This is a genomic window from Promineifilum sp. (SeqCode), assembly GCF_041918635.1.
In the GTDB taxonomy this organism is placed as follows: Bacteria; Chloroflexota; Anaerolineae; order Promineifilales; family Promineifilaceae; genus Promineifilum.
This window is the reverse complement of record NZ_JAYRVJ010000296.1, coordinates 1-5522: the sequence shown is the minus strand read 5'-3', so window position 1 is coordinate 5522 and position 5522 is coordinate 1. Positions and strand designations below refer to the sequence as shown.

Here is a 5522-nt window from a genome sequence, read left to right as displayed (position 1 = left end):
GTGTCGATGATCTGCTGCACCAACTGGGGCACGACCAGTTGCGCGGCCGTGGCGATGATCAGCGCCAGCGTCGCGCCCACCGTCAGGCGCGGGTATTTCAAGAGATAGCGTAGGGCTCGACCCAATGAACCCAGCCCAGGACGCGCGGCCCGGGCCGGCCGCCCGGCGGGCGCTCTACCGGCTAGTTGCATGAGAACCTCCAAAGTGACCCCCGGTGTGGGGGGATGATTGTTCCTTAAGGGTGTGGGCGCAACGGTTTAGCTTGCGCAACAGGTTGCTCAGCGTTTCCATCTCCTCCGCGCTGAGCGCGGCGAAGATGTCATCCGTTGTCTTCACGTGTTGTTGGGCGTGGTTGCGCAGCTTGTGCCGCCCGGCCTCTGTCAGCCGGATGTGAAAGCGCCGGCGATCCTGCTGATCCAACCGCCGCTCGATCAGACCGCTCTCTTCCAGGCTGCGGATGAGGGCGCTGATGGTGTTGCGGCTCGTGCCCTGCTGGTCGCTGATCTCCGACGGGTTCAGCCCCGCCTCGCTGCCCTGCCACTCACTGAAGAGCAGGCTCATCAGGATGCGGAATTGGGCATAGGACAGACCGGCCGCTTCCAGGCTGGCCTCGTTCAGTTGGTACAGTTGGTGCGCGACCGTGCGCACTTCATCCATAAGTCGCATGGCCTGTGGATCGCCGCCAAGCGATTCGGTGAAGTCAAACAGTTTCTGCCGTAGTTCGCTGTTAGGGTGCACTGTCATAGCATCCAAGATGATTCGTCTGCAAAATATTCAGCTTAGAATTATACGTAGACGAACTATATTGTCAAGCGCCGTTCGTAGACAGGCAATTCATTGCCGGTCTTTGCGACCGAGGGCGATCTGTCAAATCGCCCCACAAGGCAGAACGGCAATGAATTGCCTGACTACCAGCTATTTCTATTACTCGGTATCGTGCAGCAGTGTGAGGTCAGTCGAATGAACGAGGATGGTCGCCCCCGCGTCTTCCTCCTGGCGAACGGTGGCTTGGACCAGTATCCCGCGCGTGAACTCATGCAGCGCGGGCTGCGTGCCGTCGTCGTAGAGAATCTGTGGCACGGGTTGGGCGCGAACGCGATAGCGCACGCCAGCCGGCGAGGTGAGCATGAATTCGGGGCTGTCCTGGGGGGTCAGGCTGGCGCTGACCAGTTCGGCGCGCAGGATGTAGTCCACGCCCGGCGTAATGGTGGCCGGGTTGATCTCCAGGCCGGTATCAGGGTCGGTGCCCGAAGCGGGCCGGCCAGCGATCATGTTGGTGGCGGTCTCGGCGGCCGGCTCCTCAGCGGGGGCTTCGGCGGCCGGCGCGTTGGCGGCCGGCTCCTCGGCGGCCGGTGCGTTGTCGGCGGGTTCCTCGGCCGCTGGCTCCTGGGCCGCGGGTTCCTCGGCCGGCGCGCTCTCGGCCGGCGCTTCGACCGCCGCCTCTCCGCCGCCTCCGCCACAAGCGGCCAATAGACTGGTAAGGGCCAACAACAGGATGACAATCCAGACAATTCGCTTCATTCTCTTTCTCCTCTTAACCCACGCTAAATGGCGCGACCGGATGTCCCACTACCACCCGGTCGCGAATTGGGACATAGTATGCTAACTTTGCAGGCAAATGACAATAGCGCCCGCTCTGGTCGCGCCGCTTACGCGGCTCTTATTCGGGCGCGCTACGATCAGGGTGCATCACCAATCTAACCGGAGAAGACAGTAACCCATGGACGCTCAACCCGAGTCCTATGGCTTCAAGGCCGAAATCCAACAGCTGCTTCACATTCTTGCCCATTCGCTCTATAAGGATCGCGATATCTTCCTGCGCGAACTCATCTCCAATGCCTCCGACGCGCTCACCCGCCTTCAATTCGAGGCGCTGACCAACAGCGACATCCTCGACCCGGACGCGGAGCCGGCCATCCACATCGAGGTTGTCGCGCCCGAAGGCGAGCCGAAGCGCCTCGTTATGCGCGACAGCGGGGTGGGTATGACCCACGACGAGATCATTCGCCACCTGGGAACCATCGCCCAATCCGGCGCGCGCGAGTTTATCGCTCGCCTCAGCCAGGGCGAGGTAAACACTAGCGACATGATCGGCCAGTTCGGCGTGGGCTTCTACTCCGTCTTCATGGTCGCCTCCCAGGTGCGCGTCGTCTCGCGCAGCTACCGGCCGGAGGCGGAGGCGGTGGCCTGGGTCTCCGACGGCGGCGACGCCTTCCGCATCGAGCCGGCCGACAAGCGCGACCGCGGCACGGAAATCCACGTCACGCTCAAGCCCGACGCCGAGGAGTTCGCCAACGCCTGGCGGCTGAAGCAGATTGTCAAGAAGTACTCCGACTACGTGCGTTTCCCCATCTACGTTGAGGGCGAACAGGCCAATCAGCGCGAATCGCTGTGGCGCAAGCCGCCGGCCGAGGTTGCGGCCGACGATTACCGCCAGTTCTATCGCCAGCTGGCGATGGACTTCGAGGAGCCGCTGCTGACGATCCACTTCTCGTCCGACGCGCCGGTGCATTTGCGGGCGCTGCTCTTTGTGCCCGGCAAACGCGACCGGGGCGTGCTGGCTTCCCGCCGCGAGCCGGGGGTCATGCTCTACTCCCACAACGTGCTCATCCAGGAGTACTGCACCGACCTGCTGCCAACGTGGCTGTCGTTCGTGGACGGCGTCGTGGATTCGGAAGACCTGCCGCTCAACGTCAGCCGCGAGACGGTTCAGAACAACCGGCTCATGGCTCAACTGGGCAAGACGATCAAGGGGCGCGTGCTGCGCGAACTGAAGAAGTTGGGCGAGGCGGACGCGGAGAAGTACGCGCGCCTGATCGAGGAGTTCGGCCCGATCCTGAAAGAGGGGCTGGCCACCGACCCGGCTGCCCGCGACGAGATACTGCCCCTGTTGCGCTACCGCTCGTCCCGCTCCGACGGTCAATTGACCTCGCTGGAAGCCTACATCGAGCGCATGCCGGCTGAGCAGACCGAGATCTACTACGTGCTGGCCGACAGTCTGCATGCCGCCACGCACAGCCCCCACCTCGACCCGTTCAAGGCCCGCGATCTGGAGGTGCTCTACTGGCACGAGCCGCTGGACGTGTTTCTGGCCCCGGCCCTGACCGAGTACCGGGAGAAGCCGTTCCGCAACGTTGCCGACGCCGACCTGGAGTTGTCGGGCGCGCCAGAAGCAGCCGAGGAGACGGCGCCGGAGTCGGTCACGCCGGAGCCGGACTTCAATCGTCTGGTCGGCCGCTGCGTGACGCTGTTGGGCGACCGTGTGGCCGAGGTGCGCGCTTCACGCGTGTTGAAAGATAGCCCGGCCCGGCTGGTGTCAACTGAAGGGCGCGAGGCGGATTTGCAGCGCATCTACCGCCTGATGGGGCGCGACTACGAGGTGCCCAGGCAAATCCTGGAGCTTAACCGCAACCATCCGCTCATCGCCAGCCTGGCCGCGCTGGCGACCAACCGGCCCGACGCGCCGCTGCTCGACCTGGCTATCGAGCAACTGTATGCCGGGGCGCTGATGCAGGAAGGGCTGCACCCCAACCCCGGCGAGATGCTGCCGCGCATTCAGACGTTGCTACAGATCGCCGCCGATGCGATCAAGTAAAGTCCAATAGAAACCGAGTTTCTTCTGAGAAACTCGGTTTCTAAGTCGCTTTCTGCTAAAATGCGTGGAGAAGGCCGAACAGAGCCACATCATACCTACTTCCGGTAACGACGGGCCGCGTCCCGCCTCGCCGGCCAGGATACCCATGTTTGACACCATACCCACGCCCATCAATCGCCCGCTGGAACCACAGCGCCGCGCCATTGTCATCGGCGCTTCCTCCGGCCTGGGGGCGGCGCTGACGCGCCGGCTGGCGGCGGGTGGCTATCGCGTGGCCGCCGTGGCCCGTCGCGAGGCCGAACTTGCCGCCCTGCGCGACAGCGTCGGCCAGGCGTCCGGCCGCCCAACGATCTGCCCCTACGTTCACGACGTGACCGAATTCGAACAAGCCCCCGTTTTGTTCGATCAGATCACCCGCGATCTGGGTGGGTTGGACCTGATCATCTACGTCGCGGCCGTCCAACCGCCCGTCAGCCTGCACGAATACGACTTCGCCAAGGATGAGGCGATGATCAACACCAACCTGTTGGGAGCCATCGCCTGGCTGAACCGCGCCGCTGTCCGCTTTGAGCGGGCCGGCGCCGGCCAGATCGCGGCCATCAGCTCCATTGCCGGCGACCGCGGGCGCGTCGGCAGTCCGGTCTATAACGCCAGCAAGGCCGGTCTGGACACCTACCTGGAAGCGCTGCGCAACCGTCTGTCGCGCCGCGGCGTGACGGTGACGACGATCAAGCCGGGTTTCATCGACACCGATTTGCTGAAGAACGCGGCTCGCACCTTCTGGGTCATTTCGCCTGACGAGGCCGCAGCGCGCACGCTCGACGCCATCGCTCGCCGCCGCCAGGTGGTCTACATCCCGCCCCGTTGGCGGCTGGTCAGCCTGGCCGTCCGCGCCGTGCCCTCTGCCATCTTTCGTCATCTAAACTTCTAGTCGTGTGTCGTGGCTCGCCAGTGGCTGAGCATAGGCGACCAACCACCAACGACTGACAACTCACTGACCTACTGATCACCGACCACCACCATGATCCAAACACTCCCTCTCGTAACCCCTCTGCCGGCCGAACACCTGGAGGAAGTCTCCTCCTGGGGTGGGGCCAACAGCAGCCTCAGCTACGTCTATCGCCCGGTTACGGCGGAGGCGCTGTACGACACGCTGGCGTTGGCCCGCCGCCACGGCCGCACCGTTGGCCTGCGCGGCGGCGGTAACAGCTATGGCGACGCGGCCATGAACAGTGAGAACGTCGTCATCGACATGCGCCGCATGAACCGCATTCTTGACTGGAACCCCGAGACCGGTCGCATTCGCCTGGAGCCGGGCGTCACGCTGGCCGATCTGTGGCAGTACATCCTGGAGGACGGCTGGTGGCCGCCCATCGCCACCGGGACGAGCTTCACCACCATGGGCGGCTCCGCGGCCATGAACGTCCACGGCAAGAACGCCTGGCGGCAGGGGTGCTTCGGCGACCACATCGTGGAGTTCGACCTCATGCTGCCCTCGGGCGAGACCATCACCTGCAGCCGCGAGGCCAACAGCGACGTCTTTCATGCGGCCATCGGCGGCTTCGGCATGTTGGGCATCTTCACCAGCCTGACGATGCAGATGAAACGCGTCTACTCCGGTCTGCTGGACGTGGAGACGCGCGGGCGAGCCGACCTGGACGAGATGTTCAGCTACTTTTACGAGAACGTGGATCACTCCGACTACGTGGTCGGCTGGATCGACTCCCTGGCCGCCGGCCGGTCGGTTGGCCGGGGCGATGTGCACCGCGCCAACTACCTGGCCGAGGGAGTGGATCCTAACCCGTCGCAGACGTTGCGCCTGGAGAACCAGCACCTTGGCCCCAACCTCTTCGGCGTGATGCCCCGTTCGATCCTGTGGCTGTTCATGACGCCGATGATGCGCGACCTGGGGGTGAGGTTTGTCAAT

5 protein-coding genes are annotated in these 5522 nt (G+C 64.1%); 3 read left to right on the top strand and 2 right to left on the bottom strand.

Going from position 1 to position 5522, the window contains the following annotated elements; translation table 11 throughout:
* Positions 1-174 precede the first annotated feature (174 nt).
* Positions 175-744: a MarR family winged helix-turn-helix transcriptional regulator gene (locus ACE3UY_RS09670; protein WP_374687334.1), complete on the bottom strand. Its 570-nt coding sequence runs from the start codon at positions 742-744 to the stop codon at positions 175-177.
* A 180-nt stretch (positions 745-924) separates the two neighbouring features.
* Entirely contained in the window at positions 925-1521 is a 597-nt protein-coding gene (locus ACE3UY_RS09665) for a hypothetical protein (protein WP_374687333.1), read from the bottom strand.
* Positions 1522-1720: 199 nt separating this feature from the next.
* On the opposite strand from ACE3UY_RS09665, the gene htpG reads away from it, so the two are divergent.
* The 3 genes from htpG to ACE3UY_RS09650 form a co-directional block, all read left to right on the top strand.
* Positions 1721-3595, top strand: a complete 1875-nt coding sequence (gene htpG / locus ACE3UY_RS09660) for a molecular chaperone HtpG (protein WP_374687332.1) — start codon at positions 1721-1723, stop codon at positions 3593-3595.
* A gap of 145 nt (positions 3596-3740) precedes the next feature.
* A complete protein-coding gene (locus tag ACE3UY_RS09655) occupies positions 3741-4526 on the top strand; it encodes an SDR family NAD(P)-dependent oxidoreductase (RefSeq protein WP_374687331.1) in 786 nt (261 codons plus the stop codon).
* Positions 4527-4616: 90 nt separating this feature from the next.
* A partial coding sequence (locus ACE3UY_RS09650) for an FAD-dependent oxidoreductase (RefSeq protein ID WP_374687330.1) occupies positions 4617-5522 on the top strand: 906 nt, incomplete at its 3' end.

Excerpts from the sequence above, each read along its gene's own strand:
- ACE3UY_RS09670 (WP_374687334.1), bottom strand. The coding sequence starts at position 744 with ATGACAGTGCACCCTAACAGCGAACTACGGCAGAAACTGTTTGACTTC.
- ACE3UY_RS09665 (WP_374687333.1), bottom strand. The coding sequence starts at position 1,521 with ATGAAGCGAATTGTCTGGATTGTCATCCTGTTGTTGGCCCTTACCAGT.
- htpG (WP_374687332.1), top strand. The coding sequence starts at position 1,721 with ATGGACGCTCAACCCGAGTCCTATGGCTTCAAGGCCGAAATCCAACAG.
- ACE3UY_RS09655 (WP_374687331.1), top strand. The coding sequence starts at position 3,741 with ATGTTTGACACCATACCCACGCCCATCAATCGCCCGCTGGAACCACAG.